Here is a 21,836-nt window from a genome sequence, read left to right on the forward strand (position 1 = left end):
ATGGAACGCATGGCGCTCCAAAGCATGACCGGTTTTGCACGCCATGCCGTGCAACATGCCATGGAAGGCGGAGAAGCGCGCATCGTCTGGGAAGTGCGTTCCGTCAATGGTAAGGGGCTCGACCTTCGGCTGCGTCTGCCGCAAGGCCTTGAAGCCGCCGAACATCCTGTACGCTCCATGCTGGCGCGTCATTTTTCGCGTGGCAATTTTCAGGCAAGCCTCAGTGTGGAGCGCAGCGAGGCGCAGGCTGGTTTCAGCATCAATCAGGCCATGCTCGCCGAGATCCTGAAGCTCGGTGCGGATTTGCAGGCAACGCACGGACTGGCCCCCGCCAGCGTAGACGGCATTCTTTCATTGCGCGGTATCATCGATCAGGCACAGATGGCTGATGACGAAGACGAGCGCGGCGGACTGGAAGCTGCCGTCGTCTCAGGTTTTGAGGAAACGCTGAAAGCAATCGCCGATGCCCGCAAGCAGGAGGGCAAGGCTCTTTTCACTATTCTGTCCGCGCATGTCGATAGTATCGAGCGCCTGACCGTGAATGCCCGCCGCGACCCGTCGCGGAGCACAGACGCGATCAAGGCCCGTCTCGCTGGACAGGTGGCGCTGCTGATGGATTCCGCACGCGAGCTTGATGAGACGCGGCTCTATCAGGAAGCGGCGTTTCTGGCGACCAAGGCCGATATTCAGGAAGAGCTTGACCGGTTGGAGACCCATGTGGCATCCGCCCGCAAGCTTCTGGCGGATGGTGGCCCCGTCGGGCGCAAGCTCGATTTTCTTTCACAGGAATTTAATCGTGAAGCTAATACACTGTGTTCCAAATCGAATGCAGCGTCGATCACAGCCATCGGTCTGGAACTGAAGGCAGTCGTGGACCAGTTTCGCGAACAAGTACAAAATCTGGAGTAACAGGTATCATGGCCATCTCTTCGGTTGAAAATGGCGTCGCACGTAGAGGCTTGATGGTGGTGATCTCGTCGCCATCCGGAGCCGGTAAGTCCACCATTGCCCGGCTGTTGCTGGAAGACAAGAAGATGAACCTCTCGCTGTCGATCAGCGTGACGACGCGCCAGCGCCGCCCGAGCGAGATCGAAGGGGTTCACTACCATTTCAAGACGATCCGCGAGTTTGAACGTCTTCGTGACAATGATGAGCTGATCGAATGGGCCGAGGTCCATGGCAATTTCTATGGCACGCTGCGCGAAACGGCTGAGATCGCGCTGGCCGACGGTCAGGATATGCTGTTTGACATTGACTGGCAGGGTGCAGACCAGTTGCAAGCAAAGATGCCAGCCGATGTGGTGTCGATCTTTATTCTTCCGCCCACCATGCGCGAATTGCAGCAGCGCCTGAACCGTCGCGCGGAAGATACGGCGGATGTCATCGAGACCCGTTTGCAGAATGCGCGTTTTGAAATCCAAAAATGGGTGAAGTACGATTATATCGTCATCAATGAGGATCTTGATCGCTCCTTTGCGGCTATCAAGTCGATCATTGAAGCTGAACGTCTTCGCCGTGACCGCCGCCCGGGTCTGTTCGATTTCGTGACCGGTTTGCTGGAAGAAAATCCGGGCATATAAATCGAGACCCGGTTTTTACGCGAATCTGACGACTATCCGATCTGTTTCGCTCACGAGGCGCTTGAACGCTTCGAGAAACGGCTTGCCGCCGCGTGTCTTCAACTTGCCCAGAGCTTCGGCATTCCTGAAAACCAGTTCGCATTCACCGGGCCAGCCTGGACCTTGCCATTGCACAGCGTCCCAGAATGAGTCGAGTGTGTAACCGAAGGATTCCGGGTCTTGGGCTGGAACAGCGGAAAGATACCGTCGCCAAAGATCGTCAGGGTTTTCTATCCCGGCACAATCGATTTCGTAAATCGGCAGCATATCAGCCTAGCAGGATCAGCAGGCCGTCCACCATGCCGAGGACAAGAATGAGTGCGCCCATCGTGATGGCTGTCACGACCAGCATACGCTTTTGCCGGTCACGTTTTTCCGTTCGCTTGCCCGTCCAGTCGTAAGGCGATTCAGGCATTCCTCTCTCCAGATCGGCCTGACATCGAATATCGCTATGCAGGCTGTTACCCTGATAGCCTGCACTTTACCGGTGATATCTGCAAGTTAGATGACACTAAAAAGCAGGCATCTGAGCGAAAGCGCGGAAGACGGCAGGGCTCTTATACAGCCGTGCCTCCCACTGTTACCTGATCCATGCGCAGATGCGGCTGGCCGACGCCGACAGGTACCCACTGACCACCCTTGCCGCAATTGCCGCTACCCGTATCAAGCTTCATATCGTTGCCGATCATCGAAATCCGCTGCATCGCATCCGGACCATTGCCGATCAGCATCGCTCCCTTGATCGGCGCGCCGACCTTGCCGTCCTCGATCATGTAGGCTTCCGTACAGCCGAACACGAACTTGCCGGAGGTGATATCGACCTGACCACCGCCGAAGGAAACGGCATAGATGCCCTTTTTCATGGAGGCGATGATCTCTTCCGGCGTCTTGTCGCCGGAAAGCATGTAAGTGTTCGTCATGCGCGGCATAGGTGCGTGAGCATAGGATTCGCGGCGTCCATTGCCGGTAGCTTCCATGCCCATCAGGCGGGCGTTCTGGCGATCCTGCATATAATTAACGAGTTTACCGTCTTCGATCAGAACGGTGCGATTGGTGGGCGTACCTTCATCGTCAATCGTGAGAGAGCCGCGTCGCTCGGCGATGGTGCCATCGTCGACGACCGTGACCCCCTTGGAGGCAACCTGCTGTCCAAGCAGGCCGGCAAAGGCAGAGGTCTTCTTTCGATTGAAGTCGCCTTCCAACCCGTGCCCGACGGCTTCATGCAGCATCACACCCGGCCAGCCATTGGCCAGAACGACGTCGAATGTGCCGGCCGGGGCAGGGATAGCTTCCAGATTGACGAGTGCCTGACGCAATGCCTCATCGGCGGCATGCTGCCAGCTTTCAGCGGTGATGAACTCGCCAAAGCCCTTGCGTCCGCCAACCGTATGCGAACCTGATTCCTGACGGTCGCCATCGCCTGCCACTACCGCAACGCTCAGGCGCACCATGGGTCGTATATCGCGTACGAAATGACCGTCGGCGCGCAGAATTTCGACCTGCTGCCACGAGCCTGCGAGCGAAACGGAAACCTGACGTACTTTCGGGTCCTTGGCACGCAGATAGGCGTCTATTTGCTGCAAAAGCTGCACCTTGGAATCGAATGTCGGCGAACCGATGGGGTTTTCATCCGTGTAAAGGTGACGGTTGGTGCCGGCAGGTGCCGCCGAATAGTTTCCGCCATAGCCCTTAAGGGTTGCAGAAACCGCATCGGAAGCGCGCTTCAAGGCGGCAAGCGAAAGATCGCCCGCGTGGGCATAGCCGATTGCTTCGCCTGCGACCGAGCGCAGGCCGAATCCCTGATCCTGATTGAAGGAGCCGGTCTTGAGACGACCATTGTCGAAAACAAGCGCCTCCGCCTCGCGATATTCCACGAAGAGCTCTCCGTCGTCGCTGCCCTTCAGGCTTTGGGCGACAAGACGCTCGATATCGTCGCGGCTGGCGTCGAAACTGTCGATCAGGCTTTTCATAAAATAAATCCTGCAGCATGTGTTTGCTGCAGGATGTAAGCCTTAAATCGGTTGAGAACAACCGGTCATCTCAGTTGTGATCAAGGCAACGCGTCGAAGCCTTCACCGAATCCCTTGAGATCGACAGGAATGCCCACGCCTTCTTCCGGCGTCTGGAAGACGATGAAGGTCGCAGCCTTGCCGGAACGCAATGTCTTGAGAAGTTCATCCTCAAGGATCACTTCGGCGTAGCAGCCGTCTTCGAAGCAGCGGACGAAATAGGCGCGACCGATATCCTTGCCGTCGACATTGAGGCCAAGACCGTTGGGCAACAGAACGCCTAGCGGCGCCAGAACGCGAAGGATGCGCGCCTTGTTGTCTGCTGTCTTGAGAACGACGACCGAAAGACCCAGTTCAGGGCGCTTTGCGGCGACCACATTCTGGATCAGCGCGCATTGCTCAGTCTTGGCGCCCGCAGGCGTATCACACAGAACGGACCATGCGCCATGCTGCGACTTGAGCTTGCCGCTCTGCTGCGGGCTGCTCGGAGCCGCCTGCGACTGGGCAGCAGGGGCCTCTTGTGGGGTTTGTAACTGCGCCGGTGTTTCCTGAGCAACCGAAGGAAGCGTTGCAACGGCAAGCGTCAAGCTGACGCCTGTTGCAAGAGTTGCGAGGCGCTGGCTGATCGTGCGGCGGGCAAGCATGCGAAAAGTCATGAAATCTCCAGATCGAATCACCGGGACGTTAACGCGCTGCATTGGCCATGAAAAGCGCCGTGATTGGCGATTATCAGTCCTGGCCATCATAGCAACGGTGATACCGTCTGTTGCGTCGATTGTCACGCGGCACGTTAAAGGAAACGTCTTGTCAAATCATGGCTTCATTATGGGTTTCGTACGGTTTTCCCAAGTTTTCACGGTGAAAACGAGCAGCTCCGGCGCATTGATTAAACTCGGACATTCGCTCTTTCCCACATGGACTGCGCGCAAAAATGCCGCACAGGAACATATTCGCCTTCCTTGCGGTGTGCGCTAAGGTGTGGTTTGAACGCCGACGGGGGATGCGGCCGTCTTTAGCGTCCGGCGTCCAGCTCGAAAGGGCGAAAAGGGAGAGAGTTCTGGTGGATAAGATTGTTGCCACAACGAAGGGCGCCTTCGGCGGCGCTCTTGCAGTGCTGTGGACGACTGGTGCCGCTTTTGCGGACCAGCCTCGTCCCTGGGAATGGAGATTTCAGGACGCAGCGACTGGAATTGCCGAACAGATTCATTGGTTTGAGCGCTATACGCTCTGGTTCATCATTCCAATTACCTTGCTGGTTCTGTTTTTGTTGCTTTGGGTGGTGTTTCGCTTTCGTGCGAGCGCGAACCCGGAGCCGTCCAAAACCAGCCACAATACCGCTATTGAAGTGGTCTGGACCATCGGGCCTGTGATCATTCTTCTGTTTTTGGCGGTTCCGTCTTTCCAGCTTCTGACGGCGCAGTATTCGCCGGAAGATCCGACGCTGACGGTCAAGGCGACGGGTTATCAGTGGTATTGGGGTTACGAATATCAGGTCGATAATCCGGTCAGCTTTGATGCCCTTCTTCTGAAGGATGGCGATCGCGCCGCTGCCGGCAAGGAAGACCGCGCGCGTTATCCGCGTCTTCTCGCCGTCGACAATGAAGTCGTGGTTCCGGTCGGCGAAACGGTTCGTCTTCTCGTCACTGCTGCCGATGTGATCCATTCGTGGACCATTCCGGCTTTCGGCGTGAAGATGGACGCTGTTCCGGGTCGTATCAACGAAGCCTGGTTCAAAGCGGACAAGGAAGGCCTCTACTACGGTCAGTGCTCTGAGCTTTGCGGCAAGGATCATGGCTTCATGCCGATCGCCGTGCGCGTTGTCTCGAAAGAGCAGTATCAGACCTGGATCGCCGCTGCGGGATCGGATCTGAACGGCGCGAACAAGGCGCTTCAGGCCGCTGTTGAAGGTGGCGCAAATGATAAAGTGGCTGCGGCGGGTCTCTGATCCCGAACGCCAAGACTGTTGAAAAACGGGAGCGAATTCCATGGCTGGCACAGCAGCTCACGAGCATGGTGCTCACGACGACCACAAGCCGCACGGCTGGGTTCGTTGGGTATACTCGACCAATCATAAAGACATCGGTACCCTGTACCTGATTTTTGCAATCATCGCCGGTATTATCGGCGGCGCCCTGTCGATCGCGATGCGCGCTGAACTCCAGGAACCGGGCATCCAGATTTTCCATGGCTTGGCGTCCATGGTTTACGGTGTTGAGGGCGATGCCGCGCTTGATGCCGGCAAGCAGATGTTCAATGTGTTCACCTCCGCGCATGCTCTGGTCATGATCTTCTTCATGGTCATGCCCGCGCTGATCGGTGGTTTTGCCAACTGGATGGTGCCGCTGATGATCGGCGCGCCGGACATGGCTTTCCCGCGCATGAACAACATCTCGTTCTGGCTTCTGCCGCCTGCGCTGTTGCTGCTGATGATCTCGCTGTTCATGCCTTCGGCACCCGGTGGTTGGGGCCCCGGTGGCGGCTGGACACTGTATCCGCCGCTATCGACGACCGGCCAGCCTGGTCCGGCAATCGATTTCGCCATTCTGGCGCTGCACATTTCCGGTGCTTCGTCGATTCTCGGCGCGATCAATTTCATCACCACGATCCTGAACATGCGCGCTCCGGGCATGACGCTGCACAAGATGCCGCTCTTCGCCTGGGCTGTTCTGGTGACGGCATTCCTGCTGCTGCTTTCGCTGCCGGTTCTGGCAGGTGGCATCACCATGCTGCTGACCGATCGCAATTTCGGAACGACCTTCTTCACGCCGGACGGTGGTGGTGATCCGATCCTTTACCAGCATCTGTTCTGGTTCTTCGGGCATCCGGAAGTGTACATTCTGATCCTGCCGGGCTTCGGCATTGTCAGCCACATCGTGTCGACCTTCTCGCGCAAGCCGATCTTCGGTTACCTCGGCATGGCTTACGCCATGGTGGCAATCGGTGTCGTGGGCTTCGTCGTCTGGGCTCACCACATGTATACGGTTGGCCTGTCACTCGACACGCAGCGTTACTTCGTGTTCGCTACGATGGTCATCGCTGTTCCGACGGGTATCAAGATCTTCTCGTGGATCGCGACGATGTGGGGCGGTTCGATCACGTTCCGCGCACCGATGCTGTGGGCAATCGGCTTTATCTTCCTGTTCACGGTCGGTGGTGTGACGGGCGTTCAGCTCGCCAATGCCGGTCTCGACCGCGCGCTGCACGACACCTACTACGTTGTGGCGCACTTCCACTACGTTCTGTCGCTGGGTGCGGTGTTTGCGATCTTCGCGGGCTGGTACTACTGGTTCCCGAAGATGAGCGGCTACATGTACAATGAATTTACGGCGAAGCTGCATTTCTGGGTCACCTTCGTTGGCGTGAACCTGGTCTTCTTCCCGCAGCACTTCCTCGGTCTTGCTGGCATGCCGCGCCGTTACATCGACTATCCGGATGCCTATGCAGGCTGGAACATGGTGTCGTCCTACGGCTCCTATATTTCGGGCTTCGCAGTCCTGATCTTCCTCTACAATGTCTTCGAGGCATTTGCGAAGAAGCGTGAAGCCGGTGCAAACCCATGGGGTGAAGGCGCAACCACGCTGGAATGGCAGCTCTCGTCGCCACCGCCGTTCCACCAGTGGGAACAGCTGCCGCGCATCAAGTAATCGTGCGATGGGCGGAGTCCGGAAAAGACTTCGCCCTTCTTTACAAAATGTGCTATGGGCGGGCGGCATTCTGTTCCGCCCGTCGCCGGTAGACGAAAAAGTCGGCCATCAAGCACGGCATTTCCGGCGGGAACAGAACGGTTTCCGGGAGGACATTGTTGTGATTGTGCCGATCCGTGCTGTAGGGGCGCGGTGTTCGGACCGGTGAATTTGAGGTTTTTAAAGTCAAAATGTCTCTGGTGGAAAAAAACGCAGGTACCGACGACGCGCTCGCTCTCTCCGAAGCGACTGCGCGGGATTACCTTGTTCTTTTGAAGCCCCGGGTGATGTCCCTTGTGGTCTTCACCGGGCTGGTCGGTCTCGTGGTCGCACCGGGACATATGAATCCTGTGCTCGCTGCCATCAGCATCTTGTGCGTAGCGGTCGGCGCTGGCGCGTCTGGTGCGCTGAACATGTGGTATGATGCTGATATTGACGCAGTGATGAAGCGCACGCGCAACCGGCCTATTCCAGCTGGCATTATTGCGCCCAATCAAGTTCTGGCCTTCGGCCTGACACTTTCAGCCTTTTCAGTCGTCACGCTTGGCCTGATGGTCAACTGGCTGTCGGCCGCACTACTTGCCTTTACGATTTTCTTCTATGCCGTCGTTTATACGATGTGGCTGAAGCGCTCGACGCCACAGAACATCGTCATCGGCGGTGCGGCAGGCGCATTCCCTCCGATGATCGGCTGGGCGGCTGCAACAGGCGAAATCACCTGGGACAGCGTCGTTCTGTTCATGATTATCTTCCTGTGGACCCCTCCGCATTTCTGGGCGTTGTCGCTCTTTTCAGCCAATGATTATGAAGCGGCGCGTATTCCGATGATGCCGAACGTCAAGGGCGAGCTTTCGACCCGGCGTCAGGCACTCTTCTACTCGATCATCATGGCGCCGGTTGGCGTTCTGCCGTGGGTGCTTGGCTTTGCGGGTCCGGTCTATGGCGCGATTTCCACGCTGCTTGGACTGGCCTTCGTTTACTATGCATGGCGCATGTGGGTTGCCGGATCACAGCCTGAAATGCTGGCCGCCGCCCGCAAGTTGTTCCGTTTCTCGCTGCTATACCTGTCGGGATTGTTTGCGGTGCTGCTTGTCGAGGCACTGGTAATGAAGGCGTTGATCGCCTTTGGAGGGTTCTAATGGATAAAACCGTACAGAAGCCGACGGACAACGAGCTGGAGCTGATTGTTCCGACGGAACAGCAGAAGCGAGCCCAGCGCAATCGCTCTTGGGGATTGGCAATCGCTCTGGCGCTGTTCGTGCTGCTTGTTTACATCGGCACAATTGCGAAACTGGGTGTGAACGTTTTGGTGCGGCCGATCTAGCTTGTCTCCCAAACACGGGAGCCGATCTTGGGATAAAGACTGCATACATACAACGGTTTAAAGCCTGTCGTATGAAGTAGATAATACGCGATACGCTTTAAACTTAATCTGGGAGGAGAAAATGGCGGATCAGCAGGAAAAGGATCAAAAGCTGAAGAAGCAACAGCGCTCCAATGCGACGATTGCTTTTGCGTGCCTGTCTTTCTTTGTCTGCATGATCGGTGCAGCCTATGCTTCCGTTCCGCTCTACCGCATTTTCTGTCAGGTGACGGGCTATGGCGGCACGACGCAGCGGGTGGAGCAATATTCGGATACTATCCTCGACAAGACCATCAAGGTGCGTTTCGACGCGAATACGGCCAATGGACTGGCATGGGATTTCAAGCCCGTACAGCGCGAGGTCACGGTTCGCATCGGCGAAACGACGATGATCAAGTATGAAGCGCGTAACCTGTTCGATCAGCCGACCTATGGTCGCGCAAGCTTCAACGTCGCGCCAGGTCGGGCAGGAGCTTACTTCAACAAGGTTGAATGCTTCTGTTTCACGGATACGACCCTGCAGCCGGGCGAAGACATGGAAATGCCGGTGGTGTTCTTTGTTGATCCGGAGATCGTCAACGATCCCGATCTGAAGGACGTCAAAACAATAACACTGTCCTATACATTCTTTCCGATTGAAAAGCCGAAGCCGGTCGCAAATGCCAAGGCCGAGACGCCAACCAACGGAAGCTGATGCCTAGCGCATGTCTCCCAAAAGTGGGAACCGGTTTCAGGAGACATGCGTAAAAACAAAAGATCGAGCATTTCCAGCAAAAGTGCGGAGCGGTTTTGCGTAGGATAATGCGCATAAAACAAGAAGATTGAGCATTTCCAATGATCCAGGGAATCACGAAATGTTCTAGCGGCGCATAATGCCGCAAAGACAAAACAATGAAGCGGTTTTATTCTGACAAGAAATACCGCTTGTTACAGACAGACTTGCTTGGCACCGCGTTAGGGGTTTGAGCAGGAAGGTACGAGAGAGGAGCCCCTAAGGGGATTTACGGGGAGAGACATGGCCGACGTTCATCAGAAAAATCACGACTATCATATTATCGCGCCCAGTCCTTGGCCGTTCCTGAGCTCGGTGGGTGCATTCGTGCTTGCCGTCGGCGGTATTGCCTGGATGCGTTACATCAATGCCGGTGAGCTGCCGTTCTTCGGCCTCAACATTGTGACGCCGTGGATATTCTTCATCGGCCTCGCGATCGTGCTTTACTGCATGTATGGCTGGTGGGCTGATACGATCAAGGAAGGGCATGAGGGCCACCATACCCGCGTCGTGTCGCTGCATCTGCGCTACGGCATGATCATGTTCATCGCCTCGGAAGTTATGTTCTTCGTGGCGTGGTTCTGGGCGTTCTTCGATGCAAGCCTCTTCCCGAATGAAGTGCATCAGGTAGCGCGCGCCACGTTCACAGGCGGCGTCTGGCCTCCGAAGGGCATCGAGGTTCTCGATCCGCTGCACCTGCCGCTCTACAACACCGTGATCCTGCTTCTGTCGGGCACGACGCTGACCTGGGCGCACCACGCGCTGCTGCACAATGACCGCAAGGGCATGATCACCGGTCTCGCAATCACCGTGGCGCTGGGTGTTCTGTTCTCCTTTGTGCAGGCATACGAATACATCCACGCACCGTTTGCGTTCAAGGATTCGATCTACGGCGCGACCTTCTTCATGGCGACCGGTTTCCATGGTTTCCACGTTATCGTCGGCACGATCTTCCTTCTGGTCTGCCTCTTCCGCGCAATCGGCGGTGACTTCACGCCAAAGCAGCATTTCGGTTTCGAAGCCGCTGCCTGGTATTGGCACTTCGTTGACGTGGTCTGGCTGTTCCTTTTCTTCGCCATCTATGTATGGGGTGGATGGGGCGCACCGATGCACGCCGGCTGATCATTAGCGGGTAAAAATTCCGAGGCGGCCCTGGCAACATGGCCGCCTTTTGTTTGTGAAAAGATATTGAGAAGGGAAGCGTAATGCCGGATCAGAACATTTATCCGCCGGTCGATCCCATAAAGAGTGGCATTGCCGGACACTGCCCGCGTTGCGGCGAGGGGAAGCTGTTCGACGGCTTCCTGAAAGTCGCTCCACGCTGCTCGGCTTGCGGACTGGATTACGCGTTTGCTGATTCCGGCGATGGTCCGGCGGCGTTTGTCATTTTGATTATAGGCTTCATCGTCGTTGGTCTTGCGCTCTGGATGGAAGTGAATGTGGGGCCGCCGCTCTGGGTACATTTCATTCTCTGGGTGCCGCTCGCCATTATCCTCAGCCTCGTCGCCATGCGATGGGCCAAAGGCATCCTTATCAATATGCAATATCGCAACAAGGCAGCGCCGGGGCGGATAGACAGCCGACAGGATGACAGTAAATGACGACAGCACAGCAGTCGCATCGCTTTCCGTGGGGTGTGGTGATCGCATCCGCCATAGCGCTCGTCATTTTGCTGGCGCTTGGCACCTGGCAGGTGGAGCGTCTGCAATGGAAGGAAGCGCTGATCGCATCGACCGAACAGCGCGTTCATGAAGCGCCTTTGCCGCTTTCCGAAATGGAAAAAATCTACAAGCAGGAGGGATCGGTCGAATATCGCCCGGTGACGGTCTCGGGCACTTTCATGCATCAGGGAGAGCGGCATTTTCTGGCCACCTATGAAGGAGCCGCCGGATATAATGTCTATACGCCATTGATGCTTGAAGATGGGCGTTTCGTGCTGGTTAATCGCGGCTTCGTTCCCTACGAAAAAAAAGATCCTTCAACACGTGTTGAAGGACAGGTCGATGGCCTGGTGAGTGTGACCGGTCTGGCACGCGACCCCTTGCCGGCAAAGCCCGGGTTTTTCCTTCCAGACAACGATATCGCCAAGAATATTTTCTATTGGAAAGACTGGACGGCGATGGCCGAAAGCGCCGATCTGCCAAATCTGGATGAGGTCGTGCCGTTCTTCGTCGATGCAGATAACAAACCCAATCCAGGTGGTCTGCCTATCGGTGGCGTGACGATTATCGATTTTCCCAACAACCATTTGCAGTATGCAATGACATGGTACGGCCTCGCTCTGGCCCTGATAGGGGTTGTCGGGACGTGGTTGTGGCGCTATCGCTGTCTTAGGAAAAGTGGAGACCGGTTTTCCGTCCGAGACAGCGAGAATAAAGACGAAGAGGGGTGAGGGGTTGACAACGGCCTCGTTGCAGCCCAACTCCCAGACGAGTGCATGTTTTCCAAAAGAGCGCACCAGTTTTGGGGACAAAGACATGTGTGAAACAAAAACTTAAACGCGTTATGCGCTTAAAGTTTCAAGCCACGCCGAACCTTGCGAGCACGCTTCATGACCGATCAGCGACCATCACTGGAAATTCGTCTTTGCGGGCCGCGCGGCTTTTGTGCCGGAGTGGACCGGGCGATCCAGATTGTTGTGCTGGCGCTGAAGAAATATGGCGCGCCGGTTTATGTTCGTCATGAGATCGTGCACAACCGATATGTAGTTGAGGGTCTGCAGTCGCGTGGCGCGATCTTTGTCGAGGAACTGCACGAAATACCTGCGGAGCACCGCGATCAGCCGGTAGTATTCTCCGCCCACGGTGTGCCGAAATCGGTGCCTGCCGATGCGGAAGCCAAGAACCTGTTCTATCTCGATGCAACCTGTCCGCTGGTTTCCAAGGTTCATAAGCAGGCCATGCGTCATCAGCGCCTCGGTCGCCATGTCATTCTGATAGGCCATTCCGGTCATCCGGAAGTGATTGGCACGATGGGGCAATTGCCGGACGGTGCGGTGACATTGATCGAAACGGTTGAGGATGCGCGCAGCTGCCATTTCGATGATGAGAACAATCTCGGCTTCGTGACGCAGACGACGCTTTCGGTGGACGACACAGCAGGCATTATCGAAGAATTACAAGCACGCTTTCCAAACCTTTCCGCGCCTGCTGCGGAATCGATCTGCTATGCCACGACCAACCGGCAGGATGCAGTGCGTTCCGCCGCTCCCGGATGCGATCTTTTTCTGATCGTCGGTGCGCCCAATTCCTCCAACTCCAAGCGACTGGTTGAAGTGGCGGAGAAGGCGGGCGCACGGATGTCGATGCTGGTTCAACGCGCGGCTGATATCGAGTGGGACCGCATCGGTGATATATCGGTTGTGGGGTTATCGGCAGGTGCTTCCGCGCCTGAAATCATCGTCGATGAAATCATCGATGCCTTCAAGGCACGCTTCAACGTGAAGATTGAACTGGCCGAAACTACGGTCGAAACCGAGAATTTCCTTGTGAATCGCGAGATTCGCGATGTGGAACTGACGGTGCAGGATATGGCATTCGTCAACGGGGAACACCGGGTGGTCGGTATTCCGAAATTGATGCCCAAGATCATACAAGGGAAATAAGCGGCATGGCCGTCTATACGGATATCAATGAAATCGAACTTGGCGCTTTCCTGCAGCAGTACGATATCGGCACACTGACATCTTACAAAGGTATCGCGGAGGGAGTGGAGAACTCCAACTATCTTCTGCATACGACTTCTGGTTCGTTTATCCTGACGCTTTACGAAAAGCGCACCAATCGCGAAGATCTGCCGTTCTTTCTCGGCCTGATGCAGCATCTGGCTAGCCGTGGGCTCGAGTGCCCGCAGCCTGTGGTTCGTCGTGATGGCACGACAATTGGCGAGCTTGCCGGACGGCCTGCTGCAATCGTCACTTTCCTTGAAGGCATGTGGATGCGTCGCCCGACGGTGGAGCATTGCGAAGCGGTCGGCGAAGGGCTGGCACATATGCATCTGGCAGGCGCCGATTTTTCGTTGCGCCGTCGTAATGGCCTGACGCTTGCCGACTGGCGCCCGTTGTGGAACCTGTCGCGTGAGCGCGCGGATATGGTGGAACCGGGCCTCGTCCGCGAGGCGGAAGCTGATCTTGCTTTTCTGGAAAAGAACTGGCCTGCCGACCTGCCGCAGGGCGTGATCCATGCTGATCTTTTTCCGGATAATGTCTTCTTCCTTGGTGACAGGCTTTCGGGCTTCATCGATTTCTATTTCGCTTGCACGGACACTCTGGCCTACGACGTTGCCGTCTGCCTGAACGCATGGTGCTTTGAGAAAGACTTCTCCTACAATCGCACCAAAGGTGCAGCACTGCTGCGCGGCTATACTTCGGTCCGTCCGCTTTCCGCGGCGGAAGCCGATGCACTGCCGGTTCTGGCGCGTGGGGCCGCCATCCGCTTCATGCTCACCCGGCTTTATGACTGGCTGAATGTTCCCGAAGGCAGTTTCGTGGTCAAGAAAGACCCGATGGAGTATGTGCGCAAGATCCGCTTCCATCGCCAGATCGAAACTGCTGCCGAATATGGTCTTGAGCAGCAGGGAGCAGCTGCGTGAAGCGGATTGAGGCTTATACGGACGGTGCCTGCTCGGGCAATCCCGGCCCCGGCGGCTGGGGCGCAATCCTGCGCTGGAATGATAATGTCAAGGAACTGAAGGGCGGCGAAGCCGACACGACCAACAACCGCATGGAGTTGATGGCGGCTATTTCGGCGCTTTCGGCACTCAAAGAACCGTGCGAAGTCGATCTTTATACGGACTCGGTCTATGTGCGTGACGGCATTTCCGGCTGGATCGAAGGCTGGAAACGCAATGGCTGGAAGACTGCAGCCAAAAAGCCGGTCAAGAATGCTGAGCTTTGGCAGGCGCTTGATGAAGCGCGCAAGCCGCACAAGGTCAACTGGCATTGGGTCAAGGGCCATGCCGGACATCCGGAAAATGAACGCGCCGACGAACTTGCCCGGGAGGGCATGGAGCCATTCAAGTATGGTGGGCGTAAGTCACTGAAAGTGCAATAAACTTGCATGAAAAAGGGCGGCATTGCCGCCCTTTTTTGTTAGAGCGCCGATCTGATCCAGTCAGATCGGCGCTCTAATGAAATCGTTGGAAATGCTCTAGATCAAAGCTGTTCGAGAATGCCCGACGCAGCCGATGTAACCGCTTGTCCGGCCTGCTCTTCGATGTTGAGCGTCGTGACCACACCGTCTTCCACGATTGCCGAATAACGCTTGGAACGAATGCCAAGGCCTCCAGCCGTTGCGTCGAGCTCAAGGCCTGCCGCTTTTGTGAACACTGCCGAACCATCGGCCAGATAGAGGATCTTGCCTTCGCCGCCCGTGCTCTGTGCCCAAGCGCCCATGACAAAAGCATCATTCACCGCAACAACCGCGATCTGGTCGACACCCTTGGCAAGGATCGCGTCGCGATTATCGAGATAGCCCGGCAGGTGATTGAGGCTGCAGGTCGGCGTAAAGGCGCCTGGAACGGCAAAGAGAACGACTTTCTTGCCCTTGAAGACTTCGTCGGTCGTCATTTCCTTGACGCCGTCTGCGGTCTTCACCTTGAAAGTCGCTGCAGGCAACTTGTCGCCAACTTTGATCGTCATCTAATTTCTCCTCGGGGCAGGGGGCCGTCTGCTCCGCTGCCTACTGTCAAACTCTAATCGCACCGCGAAGCGCGGGCGGCACAGTTAAACCGATAACAGGTCGCTGGACAATTTTAAAACAAGGATAGAAGCAGGAAAAACTAATCCAGCGTCACTTGACCGGAAACGGCTTTCCCGCCCTGCACGATGGTATAGTCAACGACGGCATTATCTGCCTCCCCGTGCACCTTTGCAGTGAAACGGTGGCCGGGCTGACTACTTTCAATTGCGACGGCATCGGAAATCCTGATCTTGTCGCTGGCGACAAACAACTCCACAGGGGCGGCGGGGTCGGGAACAGCAAGGTCGAAGACGGCTTGGTCTCCATCCCGCTTCACATCGCTTATGCCGAACGTTGAGGTTGCCGCCGTCGGTAGCCGGTCGAACGCAGTCTCAATGATCGTGCGGGCCGCTATCGCTTGTGGCGAATCCTGTTGTCCGTCTTCATTGAGTGGGAAATCGAACGTAGCCTGCACCGGAATGCATATTTTTTCACAGACACCAAGGAAAACATGGCCTTTCAGCCGCGTGTCGGCGGCTGTGAGGTGAAAGACTATCGGCAGTGAAACGGGCTGTTTATATCCAATCCCGCCTTCATCTTCTCCGCCAAACCGGACGGGTGCAGGAAAATCGATCTGTGCTTTCGCCTCACCTTCGATGTTGATCTGCGGCGGAACGCCCGCATCGCCGGGATTACGCCAATAGGTTTTCCAGCCTGGCTGCAACTCAACTTGCAAGGCACCGCGCCGTTCGTTGCTGGTCGCGTTGTTCGGGCTGTTGTCTTCAATGATGACGCGAACACGCCCGCCGGGCGTCTCGGTCCAGTCAGAGGTCGAGGCCAATGCCGGAAGTACCAGCGAGGCCAACAGAAACGGTGCGAGTGCAAGAGTTCGGATGTTCATGGGCAAAAGATGGAACGAAAAGATGGTCGCTTCAAGTCCAATATTGTCGAGCTGCGACGTCCATCGGCTGCTTGTGCGGAGGAAGCCTAGTTGGTTATCCGAACGAGTTTTCACGTCGAATCCGAGGCGGGAAATAAATGACCATTGTTATTTTGCGTAGTCTTGCTACCTTCATATTCATGACCATTCTCAAGGCGCCAAACAAGGAGCAGGGTTTTCTGAACGGGCAGTTCCTGCTTGCCATGCCCGGAATGAGCGACGAGCGTTTTGCCCGGTCGGTGGTCTATATTTGTGCGCATTCCCATGAAGGCGCGATGGGCTTCATCATCAATCAGCTTCAGCCGGTCGAATTTCCAGACCTCCTGCGTCAGATCGGGGTCATCGATGAGGATGAACTGATTATTCTGCCGGATCGCGCGCAGCATATGATGGTACGCAATGGCGGGCCTGTGGACCGTACGCGTGGCTTCGTGTTGCATTCCGATGATTACATGGTTGATTCCACAATGCCGGTTTCGGAGGAAGTCTGCCTCACAGCAACGGTCGATATTCTGCGCGCCATTTACGGGGGCAGGGGGCCGTCACGCGCGCTGATGGCGCTAGGCTATTCCGGCTGGGCGCCGGGCCAGATCGAGGTGGAACTTGCCGAGAATGGCTGGCTAACCTGCGACGCGCCGCTCGACATGCTGTTCGACAGCGATATAGAGGGCAAATATTCGCGCCTGATGCTCCATATGGGCATCGATATGTCCCGGCTTGTTTCCGATGCAGGGCATGCTTGAGAGCAGGATTAAGGCAATAGGGCAGTAAGGCAATATGTTTAAATTGCGTACGGCCGAAACGGCCATATTTTCCTACTGCCCTAATCAGGCCGCTGCAGCGTTGAGCTGTTCACGGATCATGCGGGTTGCTTCGTCGCGGCTCGTCGGCTGGCCGAACATGAAGCTCTGCACATATTCGCAACCCATCTGACGAAGCTGAAGCGCATCGCTTTCGCTCTCCACACCTTCGGTCACGACAGCAAGACCAAGATCATGCGCCATGCTCACAATTGAACGCAGCAGGGTGGCTTTCTGCGGCTGGTCGCCCTTCACGAACGACCGGTCGATCTTGATGATGTCGAACGGGAAGCGCGTGAGATATGCCAGTGAGGAATAGCCGGTTCCGAAATCGTCAAGCGACAAGCCGATGCCCATCGCTTTAAGGCGGGCCAGAACGTGCGTGGACTGTTCCGGATTTTCCATGAGGACGGATTCAGTCAGTTCAAGCTTGAGGCTGCCCGGATTGAGATGAATGCGCGAAAGCACCGAGCGGACATCGTTGATGAGGTCCTGACGGATGAGCTGTGTAGATGACAGATTGACCGAAACGAAAAGGTCGAGCTTCGGGAATTGTTCCTGCCATGCGAACAGATCTTCTGCAGCCCGTTGCATCGCAAACAGGCCAAGCTGGATGATAAGGCCGGAATTCTCGGCAATCGGAATGAATTCCGAGGGCGAAATGGCGCCGCGCCGTGGGTGTTCCCAGCGCATGAGCGCTTCGAAACCGGCAATCGTGCCCTCGTCGAGCTTGACGATGGGCTGATAGACAAGGCTGATCTCGTCACGTTCCAGCGCGCGTCGCAGATCGGATTCAAGCTGGAGCTTGTCGCTGCCGATAGCCCTGAAGGCAGGACGGAATGGCTCGATGCGGTCACCGCCGAAGCGCTTTGCCTGATACATGGCAAGTTCGGCGTCTTTCACGAAGTCTTCGGCGGTTGTTGCTGTCTTCGTCCAGGTAATCAGGCCGACGGACGCTGTCAGAACAATTTCGCGCTTTGCATAGGCAATTGGTGCACGGACGGCCTGACGCAGAGCCTCGGCAAAGGAGGCGATGCGTCCCGGATCGCTTTCAGAGGCGAGCAGCAGCCCGAACTGGTCGGAAGACAGGCGCGAGAGTGTATCCTGCGGCTTCATGAGGCGCGCCAGACGGCGCGAAATCGTCAGGAGGATCGTATCGCCCGCTGACATACCAAGGCTGTCGTTGACCTGTTTGAAGCGGTCTATGTCGATGATGAATACCGTCGGATGCAGATTGCTTTCACCACGCGCCATGTTCATGACATTGCTGAGACGGTCGAGGAACAGTTCGCGGTTTGGAAGGCCGGTCAGATTGTCGTGCACCGCATCGTGCAACAGGCGTTCTTCGGCCTTTTTCTGTTCCGTTACATTGACCAGCGTGCCGACACAACGCACCACTTCGCCATCTGAACCAATGACGGGGCGTGCACGAAGCGCATACCAGTGATAGTGGCCATCATTGGCACGGAGCCGGAAAATCTGACCGATACGTCCACGCCGGTTTTCCAAAATGGCATCAAGCGTCGAGCGGAAGCGGTCGCGGTCATCGGCGTGCATGGCGGGAAGCCAGTTGCGCACCGGGCCTTGCAGGCTGTTGGCCGTATTGCCAAGATAATTGGCGATGTCGGGCGTCGTCACCACGCGGTCGCGCGGTACGTCCCAATCCCATACGATATCCCCCGCACCGATGACGGCGAGAGCCTGTCGCTCCATGTCGGACAGAAGGCCCTGTTGCAGCGCTCCGCCAGCGAAGGCGTGCTGCATGACTGTAAAGCCGATCAGAAGAACGATCAGGACAAGACCACCGCCAAGGGCAGGTTGCACGATATCATTATCGAGCCTGCCCGAAACCGTCATCCAGGCACCCAAAAGCCATATGAGGGTGAGAAGCCAGGCTGGTATCAGCATGACGGCGCGATCATACCCTTTGACCGCCAGATAGCCGATAATAGCGACACCGGACACAACGGTAAGTGCCAGCGAAATACGCGCAATACCGGAAGCCACGGGCGGATCGAAGACGGCAACCCCTGCAAGTGCCAGCAGACCCAGAACCCATGTTACCGCGCCGTAGCTGAAATGATCGTGCCAGCGGTTGAGATTGAGATAGGTGAACAGGAAAATCACAAGTGAGGCGGCAAGTGCCACTTCGGTGCCCGCACGCCAGATTTGCTCATTGCCCGGCGTTATCTCCATCAACTTGTTCCAGAAGCCGAAATCGACGCAGATATAGGCCAGAACCGCCCACGCAAGTGCGGCGGTTGCAGGGAACAGCGAAGTGCCCTTGACGACGAAAAGGATGGTCAGAAACAGCGCCAGCAGACCGGAAATGCCAAGCAGAATACCGCGATAAAGCGTGTAGGAATTGACCGCATCCTTGTAGGCTTCCGGCTCCCAGAGATAGAGCTGGGGCAGGTTGTGCGAAGACAGTTCGGCCACGAAGGTGACAACGCTGCCCGGATTGAGCGTAATGCGGAAAACGTCTGCATCGGCGCTTGGCTGGCGGTCGAGGGCAAAGCCCTCGCTTGGTGTGATCGATGCAATACGCGGGGAGCCAAGATCGGGCCAAATGACGCCGGAGCCGACAAGACGGAAATGCGGAGCCACAATCAGGCGGTCGATCTGCTCGTCGGTGGGATTTGCAATTGAGAAAGCGGCCCAGTCGCCGGATGCCTTGCTGTTCTGGTCAGCCTGCACTTCGATGCGGCGGACAATGCCGTCAGGACCCGGTGCGGTCGATACCTGCACGCTTTCGCCCTTGTTGCGCAGAAGTTCAACAGCGCGAGACAGGTCGAGGGCAGTATCTTCCTTGGAAATCTTGATCGGTTCAATGGCCGATGCCTGGACGACCGAAACGGTCAGAAAAACCATGAGCGCGAGAAATCGCACACCAGCAACAAACCACTTATCCGCAAAACCCGTCACGAGCGTCCAACCTTGCCATTGATCATGCGGTTATCCGTCATACGTTTGTCGCTTTCTATAAGGGCGAAAAGCAGGTGGTCCTGCCAGAAGCCGTTTATCTTGAGATAGGAACGCAGCAGTCCTTCTCTCTCAAATCCGGCTTTTTCGAGAAGCCGTATCGAACGCTCATTATGAGGGATACAGGCTGCTTCAATCCGGTGCAACCGGAGTTGATCGAATGCGAAGGGGATAACCAGCGATAGGGCTTCGGTCATATAGCCCTTGCCGGCGTAAGGCTCGCCGCTCCAGTAGCCGATCATGCCATTCTGGCCGACACCACGCCGGATATTACCGAGCGTAATGCCGCCGACAAGTTTGTTGTCACTGTTGCGGAACACAAAAAACGGGTAGCCGGTTCCAGCCGATATTTCATCTTGAAAACGCCGCATCCGATGGCGAAAGGCGCTCTTGGTGAGGTCGTCGTCGGGCCATGTTGGCTCCCACGGGGCGAGAAAGGCACGGCTCTGCTCCCGCAGGCTGGCCCAGCTCGCAAAATCGCTCATCATCGGCTCGCGCAGATAGATGCGCTGCCCACGCAGCACGGTCGGATTGCTTCTACGGAAGGGCAGGCCGATCATGATGAGGTAAGGCAATAGGGAAGGGTGGACGCATTCGCCGAGCTAAACATACTGCCCTACTCCCCTAATGCCCTATTGCCTTAATTATACAGCGATCTTCCTCGCATGCGCGCTCGTCGAGAGAGCATCCGATAGCCCGTCGAAGCTCATCAGCCGCCCGATCGGGCCGACACCGGCGATGGTGGGCTTGCTGTCAAGGAAAAGGCGTCCGGCAAGGTCGGTCAGCCGTTCAGGCGTAATCAGCGAGAGACGGTCCATCAGTTCACTGTTATCGACAGGACGACCATAGAGCAGGAACTGGCGCGCAACCTGTCCCGCACGGCTCGCAGCGCTTTCCTGTGACATAAGAAGGCTTGCACGATATTGCGCGCGGGCGCGGTCCACTTCTTCCAGGCTGATGGAGTCGGCTGCCTTATGCAGTTCATCGATCAGGACAGGAACCAGTTCGACCAGCTCGTCGCGACCCGTTGCAGCGTGGATGCCGAACAAGCCGGTATCCGAGAAGCCCCAATGGAAGGCATAGACGGAATAGCAGAGGCCACGTTTCTCGCGCACTTCCTGGAAGAGGCGTGAAGACATGCCGCCGCCAAGGACCATGGAGAGAAGCTGCGAGGCATAGAAGTCACGCACATGATAAGCGCGTCCTTCGAAGCCGATCAGAACCTGTGCATCCATGAGTTCTCGATTTTCACGGAAATCGCCGCCGACATAGTGGGCAAGGTCGAGCGTAGGCGCTGTATTGTGGGCGCGGAAGCCGCCGAGGCGTTTTTCGACTTCCTTCACGAAGGCGTCGTGATCGACGCCGCCTGCAGCCGTCACGACCATGCGGTCGGCGCTGTACTGCTCGTCCATATACTGGCGCAGATCGGCGGAGGTGAAAGACATCACCGTCTCCGGTTCGCCGAGAATGGCGCGCCCGATCGGCTGATGGCGGTAAGCTGTTTCGGTGAAACGGTCGAAAACAATATCGTCGGGCGTGTCGTGCGCCGCGCCGATCTCCTGCATGATGACCTGTTTTTCGCGTTCCAGTTCAGCTTCGTCGAACTTGGAGGCAGTCAGGATATCGGAGAGGATATCGATGGCCAACGGCACGTCATTGCGCAGAACGCGCGCATAATAGGACGTGGTCTCGACGCTGGTGGCGGCATTGATTTCGCCGCCGACATTCTCGATATCCGATGCTATTTGCCAGGCAGTACGGTTTTCAGTTCCCTTGAATGCCATGTGCTCAAGAAGATGAGCAATGCCATGCCTGTCGGCAGCTTCGTTTCGCGCACCGGCCTTGACCCAAATTCCAAGCGCCACGCTTTCCACGTGGGACATCGTATCGGTGGCTATCGTCAATCCATTGGAAAGACGCGTTACTTCAACACCCATAAGCAAACTGCTCCCTGCATTCCCGCTCTGGTTCTCGTCTCGGAGCCGGTCTT

General features: G+C 56.5%; 23 protein-coding genes. 14 read left to right on the plus strand and 9 right to left on the minus strand.

Annotated elements, in window-relative coordinates:
* Positions 1-9 precede the first annotated feature (9 nt).
* Both OHI65_RS12165 and gmk read left to right on the plus strand, forming a co-directional pair.
* Positions 10-909: a YicC/YloC family endoribonuclease gene (locus tag OHI65_RS12165; RefSeq protein ID WP_029925522.1), complete on the plus strand. Its 900-nt coding sequence runs from the start codon at positions 10-12 to the stop codon at positions 907-909.
* Between the two features lie 8 nt (positions 910-917).
* Positions 918-1,580 (plus strand): guanylate kinase, encoded by a 663-nt coding sequence (gene gmk / locus OHI65_RS12170; protein WP_010658393.1) that lies wholly within the window; start codon positions 918-920, stop codon positions 1,578-1,580.
* Positions 1,581-1,595: 15 nt separating this feature from the next.
* Here gmk and OHI65_RS12175 read toward each other — a convergent pair whose 3' ends face one another.
* The 4 genes from OHI65_RS12175 to OHI65_RS12190 all read right to left on the minus strand — a co-directional run bounded on the left by OHI65_RS12175 (position 1,596) and on the right by OHI65_RS12190 (position 4,284).
* Complete coding sequence (locus tag OHI65_RS12175) at positions 1,596-1,886, minus strand: barstar family protein (RefSeq protein WP_264358916.1); 291 nt, start codon at positions 1,884-1,886, stop codon at positions 1,596-1,598.
* A 1-nt stretch (position 1,887) separates the two neighbouring features.
* On the minus strand, positions 1,888-2,034 hold the full coding sequence (locus OHI65_RS12180) for a hypothetical protein (protein ID WP_158304317.1): 147 nt from the start codon (positions 2,032-2,034) through the stop codon (positions 1,888-1,890).
* A gap of 142 nt (positions 2,035-2,176) precedes the next feature.
* Entirely contained in the window at positions 2,177-3,589 is a 1,413-nt protein-coding gene (gene tldD / locus OHI65_RS12185) for a metalloprotease TldD (protein WP_264358917.1), read from the minus strand.
* 80 nt (positions 3,590-3,669) lie between these two features.
* Entirely contained in the window at positions 3,670-4,284 is a 615-nt protein-coding gene (locus tag OHI65_RS12190; protein ID WP_012090846.1) for an invasion associated locus B family protein, read from the minus strand.
* Positions 4,285-4,688: 404 nt separating this feature from the next.
* Here OHI65_RS12190 and coxB point away from each other — a divergent pair, with 404 nt between their 5' ends.
* The 11 genes from coxB to rnhA all read left to right on the plus strand — a co-directional run bounded on the left by coxB (position 4,689) and on the right by rnhA (position 14,497).
* Positions 4,689-5,573, plus strand: coding sequence for a cytochrome c oxidase subunit II (coxB, locus tag OHI65_RS12195; protein WP_010658397.1), 885 nt, complete (start codon positions 4,689-4,691; stop codon positions 5,571-5,573).
* A gap of 40 nt (positions 5,574-5,613) precedes the next feature.
* Positions 5,614-7,272: a cytochrome c oxidase subunit I gene (gene ctaD / locus OHI65_RS12200; RefSeq protein WP_010658398.1), complete on the plus strand. Its 1,659-nt coding sequence runs from the start codon at positions 5,614-5,616 to the stop codon at positions 7,270-7,272.
* A gap of 230 nt (positions 7,273-7,502) precedes the next feature.
* Positions 7,503-8,450 carry a heme o synthase gene (locus tag OHI65_RS12205; protein WP_012090848.1) on the plus strand — a complete coding sequence of 316 codons (948 nt, stop codon included), beginning with the start codon at positions 7,503-7,505 and terminating at the stop codon, positions 8,448-8,450.
* Positions 8,450-8,635 carry a hypothetical protein gene (locus tag OHI65_RS12210; protein ID WP_010658400.1) on the plus strand — a complete coding sequence of 62 codons (186 nt, stop codon included), beginning with the start codon at positions 8,450-8,452 and terminating at the stop codon, positions 8,633-8,635. Before OHI65_RS12205 ends, OHI65_RS12210 begins: the two co-directional genes overlap by 1 nt.
* A gap of 121 nt (positions 8,636-8,756) precedes the next feature.
* Positions 8,757-9,368, plus strand: a complete 612-nt coding sequence (locus OHI65_RS12215) for a cytochrome c oxidase assembly protein (RefSeq protein WP_036585944.1) — start codon at positions 8,757-8,759, stop codon at positions 9,366-9,368.
* Between the two features lie 321 nt (positions 9,369-9,689).
* Positions 9,690-10,568 (plus strand): cytochrome c oxidase subunit 3, encoded by an 879-nt coding sequence (locus OHI65_RS12220; protein WP_012090850.1) that lies wholly within the window; start codon positions 9,690-9,692, stop codon positions 10,566-10,568.
* An 83-nt stretch (positions 10,569-10,651) separates the two neighbouring features.
* Complete coding sequence (locus tag OHI65_RS12225) at positions 10,652-11,047, plus strand: DUF983 domain-containing protein (RefSeq protein ID WP_010658403.1); 396 nt, start codon at positions 10,652-10,654, stop codon at positions 11,045-11,047.
* Positions 11,044-11,838 carry an SURF1 family protein gene (locus tag OHI65_RS12230; protein ID WP_094514873.1) on the plus strand — a complete coding sequence of 265 codons (795 nt, stop codon included), beginning with the start codon at positions 11,044-11,046 and terminating at the stop codon, positions 11,836-11,838. The genes OHI65_RS12225 and OHI65_RS12230 overlap by 4 nt, the downstream gene beginning before the upstream one ends.
* A gap of 159 nt (positions 11,839-11,997) precedes the next feature.
* Positions 11,998-13,050, plus strand: coding sequence for a 4-hydroxy-3-methylbut-2-enyl diphosphate reductase (gene ispH, locus OHI65_RS12235; RefSeq protein ID WP_012090852.1), 1,053 nt, complete (start codon positions 11,998-12,000; stop codon positions 13,048-13,050).
* A gap of 5 nt (positions 13,051-13,055) precedes the next feature.
* Entirely contained in the window at positions 13,056-14,036 is a 981-nt protein-coding gene (locus tag OHI65_RS12240) for a homoserine kinase (RefSeq protein WP_264358918.1), read from the plus strand.
* Positions 14,033-14,497 carry a ribonuclease HI gene (rnhA, locus tag OHI65_RS12245; RefSeq protein ID WP_012090854.1) on the plus strand — a complete coding sequence of 155 codons (465 nt, stop codon included), beginning with the start codon at positions 14,033-14,035 and terminating at the stop codon, positions 14,495-14,497. The genes OHI65_RS12240 and rnhA overlap by 4 nt, the downstream gene beginning before the upstream one ends.
* A gap of 101 nt (positions 14,498-14,598) precedes the next feature.
* Here rnhA and OHI65_RS12250 read toward each other — a convergent pair whose 3' ends face one another.
* Together OHI65_RS12250 and OHI65_RS12255 are read right to left on the minus strand one after the other, a co-directional pair.
* A complete protein-coding gene (locus OHI65_RS12250) occupies positions 14,599-15,084 on the minus strand; it encodes a peroxiredoxin (protein ID WP_010658408.1) in 486 nt (161 codons plus the stop codon).
* 140 nt (positions 15,085-15,224) lie between these two features.
* Positions 15,225-16,025, minus strand: coding sequence for a protein-disulfide reductase DsbD domain-containing protein (locus OHI65_RS12255; RefSeq protein ID WP_094514874.1), 801 nt, complete (start codon positions 16,023-16,025; stop codon positions 15,225-15,227).
* A gap of 179 nt (positions 16,026-16,204) precedes the next feature.
* On the opposite strand from OHI65_RS12255, the gene OHI65_RS12260 reads away from it, so the two are divergent.
* A complete protein-coding gene (locus OHI65_RS12260) occupies positions 16,205-16,807 on the plus strand; it encodes a YqgE/AlgH family protein (RefSeq protein WP_264359160.1) in 603 nt (200 codons plus the stop codon).
* 84 nt (positions 16,808-16,891) lie between these two features.
* Here the strand turns inward: OHI65_RS12260 and pdeA are convergent, their stop codons facing one another.
* The 3 genes from pdeA to OHI65_RS12275 form a co-directional block, all read right to left on the minus strand.
* On the minus strand, positions 16,892-19,735 hold the full coding sequence (gene pdeA, locus OHI65_RS12265; RefSeq protein ID WP_049768413.1) for a phosphodiesterase PdeA: 2,844 nt from the start codon (positions 19,733-19,735) through the stop codon (positions 16,892-16,894).
* A gap of 50 nt (positions 19,736-19,785) precedes the next feature.
* The gene (locus tag OHI65_RS12270; RefSeq protein WP_040129757.1) at positions 19,786-20,406 is read right to left on the minus strand and encodes a GNAT family N-acetyltransferase; all 621 of its coding nucleotides are present in this window, start codon (positions 20,404-20,406) and stop codon (positions 19,786-19,788) included.
* An 84-nt stretch (positions 20,407-20,490) separates the two neighbouring features.
* Positions 20,491-21,783 (minus strand): M16 family metallopeptidase, encoded by a 1,293-nt coding sequence (locus OHI65_RS12275; RefSeq protein ID WP_125333785.1) that lies wholly within the window; start codon positions 21,781-21,783, stop codon positions 20,491-20,493.
* Positions 21,784-21,836: the final 53 nt, after the last annotated feature.

Origin of the sequence: Brucella sp. MAB-22 (genome assembly GCF_025908475.1) — a bacterium.
Taxonomy (GTDB): Bacteria; Pseudomonadota; Alphaproteobacteria; order Rhizobiales; family Rhizobiaceae; genus Brucella; species Brucella anthropi.

Bases quoted from the DNA above. Each gene is read 5' to 3' on its own strand.
- OHI65_RS12165 (WP_029925522.1), top strand. From the start codon at position 10: ATGGCGCTCCAAAGCATGACCGGTTTTGCACGCCATGCCGTGCAACAT.
- gmk (WP_010658393.1), top strand. From the start codon at position 918: ATGGCCATCTCTTCGGTTGAAAATGGCGTCGCACGTAGAGGCTTGATG.
- OHI65_RS12175 (WP_264358916.1), bottom strand. From the start codon at position 1,886: ATGCTGCCGATTTACGAAATCGATTGTGCCGGGATAGAAAACCCTGAC.
- OHI65_RS12180 (WP_158304317.1), bottom strand. From the start codon at position 2,034: ATGCCTGAATCGCCTTACGACTGGACGGGCAAGCGAACGGAAAAACGT.
- tldD (WP_264358917.1), bottom strand. From the start codon at position 3,589: ATGAAAAGCCTGATCGACAGTTTCGACGCCAGCCGCGACGATATCGAG.
- OHI65_RS12190 (WP_012090846.1), bottom strand. From the start codon at position 4,284: ATGACTTTTCGCATGCTTGCCCGCCGCACGATCAGCCAGCGCCTCGCA.
- ctaD (WP_010658398.1), top strand. From the start codon at position 5,614: ATGGCTGGCACAGCAGCTCACGAGCATGGTGCTCACGACGACCACAAG.
- OHI65_RS12205 (WP_012090848.1), top strand. From the start codon at position 7,503: ATGTCTCTGGTGGAAAAAAACGCAGGTACCGACGACGCGCTCGCTCTC.
- OHI65_RS12210 (WP_010658400.1), top strand. From the start codon at position 8,450: ATGGATAAAACCGTACAGAAGCCGACGGACAACGAGCTGGAGCTGATT.
- OHI65_RS12215 (WP_036585944.1), top strand. From the start codon at position 8,757: ATGGCGGATCAGCAGGAAAAGGATCAAAAGCTGAAGAAGCAACAGCGC.
- OHI65_RS12220 (WP_012090850.1), top strand. From the start codon at position 9,690: ATGGCCGACGTTCATCAGAAAAATCACGACTATCATATTATCGCGCCC.
- OHI65_RS12225 (WP_010658403.1), top strand. From the start codon at position 10,652: ATGCCGGATCAGAACATTTATCCGCCGGTCGATCCCATAAAGAGTGGC.
- OHI65_RS12230 (WP_094514873.1), top strand. From the start codon at position 11,044: ATGACGACAGCACAGCAGTCGCATCGCTTTCCGTGGGGTGTGGTGATC.
- ispH (WP_012090852.1), top strand. From the start codon at position 11,998: ATGACCGATCAGCGACCATCACTGGAAATTCGTCTTTGCGGGCCGCGC.
- OHI65_RS12240 (WP_264358918.1), top strand. From the start codon at position 13,056: ATGGCCGTCTATACGGATATCAATGAAATCGAACTTGGCGCTTTCCTG.
- OHI65_RS12250 (WP_010658408.1), bottom strand. From the start codon at position 15,084: ATGACGATCAAAGTTGGCGACAAGTTGCCTGCAGCGACTTTCAAGGTG.
- OHI65_RS12255 (WP_094514874.1), bottom strand. From the start codon at position 16,025: ATGAACATCCGAACTCTTGCACTCGCACCGTTTCTGTTGGCCTCGCTG.
- OHI65_RS12260 (WP_264359160.1), top strand. From the start codon at position 16,205: ATGACCATTCTCAAGGCGCCAAACAAGGAGCAGGGTTTTCTGAACGGG.
- pdeA (WP_049768413.1), bottom strand. From the start codon at position 19,735: ATGGTTTTTCTGACCGTTTCGGTCGTCCAGGCATCGGCCATTGAACCG.
- OHI65_RS12270 (WP_040129757.1), bottom strand. From the start codon at position 20,406: ATGATCGGCCTGCCCTTCCGTAGAAGCAATCCGACCGTGCTGCGTGGG.
- OHI65_RS12275 (WP_125333785.1), bottom strand. From the start codon at position 21,783: ATGGGTGTTGAAGTAACGCGTCTTTCCAATGGATTGACGATAGCCACC.